This is a genomic window from Fodinibius roseus, from assembly GCF_900129315.1.
Classification (GTDB): domain Bacteria; phylum Bacteroidota; class Rhodothermia; order Balneolales; family Balneolaceae; genus Fodinibius; species Fodinibius roseus.
Genome location: NZ_FQUS01000053.1, coordinates 1 through 2,500, shown reverse-complemented (window position 1 = coordinate 2,500; position 2,500 = coordinate 1). Strand labels below are relative to the sequence as shown.

At 57.2% G+C, this 2,500-nt stretch carries 2 rRNA genes (1 of these 2 cut by a window edge); both read left to right on the top strand.

From position 1 onward, the window contains the following. A 23S ribosomal RNA gene (locus BUB16_RS20890) occupies window positions 1-2,270 on the top strand; it begins 656 nt to the left of the window's first position. A 108-nt stretch (window positions 2,271-2,378) separates the two neighbouring features. Continuing rightward, window positions 2,379-2,490 (top strand): 5S ribosomal RNA (gene rrf / locus BUB16_RS20885). Window positions 2,491-2,500: the final 10 nt, after the last annotated feature.

Genomic DNA, 2,500 nt, shown 5'->3' with positions numbered 1-2,500 from the left:
CAGGAGAGCAGCCGAAGCGAAAGCGAGTCCGAACAGGGCGGCAGTACGGCGGGGCAGACGCGAAACCGAGTGAGCTATCTATGACCAGGGCGAAGCGGCGGTAAGACGCCGTGGAGGCCCGCACCGCCTGGCGTTGAAAAGCCATCGGATGAGTTGTGGATAGGGGTGAAAGGCCAATCAAACTCGGAAATAGCTCGTTCTCCTCGAAATATATTTAGGTATAGCATCTGGCGACCCGCGTCGGAGGTAGAGCACTGATTAGACTAGGGGGCTTCACCGCCTACCAAATCTAGCCAAACTCCGAATGCCGGCGCGATCGGCCAGGTAGTCAGCGTGGGGGCGATAACGTCCTCCCGCAAGAGGGAAACAACCCAGACCACCAGCTAAGGCCCCCAAATCCAAACTAAGTTGAACAAAGAAAGTTGGGTTGCCCAGACAACTAGGAGGTTGGCTTAGAAGCAGCCATTCCTTGAAAGAGTGCGTAATAGCTCACTAGTCGAGCGGCCCGGCGTCGATAATTAGCGGGCATAAGTTTGGTGCCGAAGCTGTGGATTGTTGCCGGAAGGCAGCAGTGGTAGAGGAGCATTCCAGTGGCGCAGAAGCCCGGCTGTGAGGCCGCGTGGAGCCGCTGGAAGCGAAACTGTAGGCATGAGTAACGATAAGAAGAGTGAAAAACTCTTCCACCGAAAATCTAAGGGTTCCTGATCAACGCTAATCGGATCAGGGTTAGTCGAGACCTAAGGTGTAGCCGAGAGGCGAAGCCGATGGAAAACCGGTTAAATATTCCGGTACCACCGTCTCAGCGATAAACGAAGGCGCAACGCAGAAGTGACACTACCGCCTGCTGACGAAAGCAGGTTGAAGGAGGTAGGCCGGGCGGCAGGCAAATCCGCCGCCCACACAGGCTGAGCTCCGACAGTACGGGGAGCCTGCGGGCAAACCGATAGTGTAGGTAATCTGGCTGCCAAGAAACCCGTCGTCGTTTGTTGGGAGGTGCTCGTACCATAAACCGACACAGGTAGATGAGGAGAGGATCCTCAGGTGCTCGAGCGAATCGTGGCTAAGGAACTCGGCAAATTAGATCCGTAACTTCGGGAGAAGGATCCCCCACCCCGGCTTCGGCCGGGGCGGGGCGCAGTGACCAGATCCAATCGACTGTTTAACAAAAACACAGGCCTCTGCTAACTCGCAAGAGGACGTATAGGGGCTGACACCTGCCCGGTGCTGGAAGGTTAAGGAAGCCTGTTAATCCCTTCGGGGGTGAAGCGGGCGACTGAAGCCCCAGTAAACGGCGGCCGTAACTATAACGGTCCTAAGGTAGCGAAATTCCTTGTCGGGTAAGTTCCGACCTGCACGAATGGTGAAACGAATTGGATACTGTCTCGGCCACGAGCTCGGTGAAATTGTGGTATCGGTGATGACGCCGATTACCCGCAGCGGGACGGAAAGACCCCGTGAACCTTTACTACAACTTTACATTGGCTTTAGCTGCCGGATGTGCAGGATAGGTGGGAGGCATCGAAGCCCCAGCGCCAGCTGGGGTGGAGCCGCCCGTGAAATACCACCCTTCGGGCCGCTGAATTCTAATGCCCCGAGCGGGCAGACAGTGTATGGTGGGTAGTTTGACTGGGGCGGTCGCCTCCTAAAGTGTAACGGAGGCTCCCAAAGGTACCCTCAACGCGGTCGGCAATCGCGTGCAGAGTGTAAAAGCATAAGGGTGCTTGACTGCGAGACATACAGGTCGAGCAGGTGCGAAAGCAGGGTTTAGTGATCCGGCGGTTTCCGAATGGAAGGGCCGTCGCTCAAAGGATAAAAGGTACTCCGGGGATAACAGGCTTATCTCCCCCAAGAGTTCACATCGACGGGGAGGTTTGGCACCTCGATGTCGGCTCATCGCATCCTGGGGCTGGAGAAGGTCCCAAGGGTATGGCTGTTCGCCATTTAAAGCGGTACGCGAGCTGGGTTCAGAACGTCGTGAGACAGTTCGGTCCCTATCTGCTGTGGGCGTTGGAATGTTGCGGAGAGCTGCTCCTAGTACGAGAGGACCGGAGTGGACGCACCGCTGGTGTACCGGTTGTCGTGTCAACGGCACGGCCGGGTAGCTATGTGCGGAAGTGATAAGCCGCTGAAAGCATCTAAGCGCGAAGCACGCTCCAAGATCAACATTCCCTATAGAGCCTTCTGGAAGACGACCAGATCGATAGGCGGCAGGTGCAAGCGCGGTAACGCGCTCAGCCGAGCCGTACTAATAAGGCTACCGGCTTTTCCTTATATGGCTTGCACGACCTCCCGGTCGGGCAGGCCCGCCAGGCAAGCAATCCTCGCTCTTACCCCCCCGTCAGCTATCACTACGTCGAAGACCCGACCCCCATTTGCGAGCAGAAGGGTTTAGCGAGCAGGCCCCACCCGTTCCCATCCCGAACACGGCCGTGACCCTGCTCAGCGCCGATGGTACTGCCCTCAGGGCGGAAGCGTAGGTCCCCTCCTGCTCCCTTTTTTT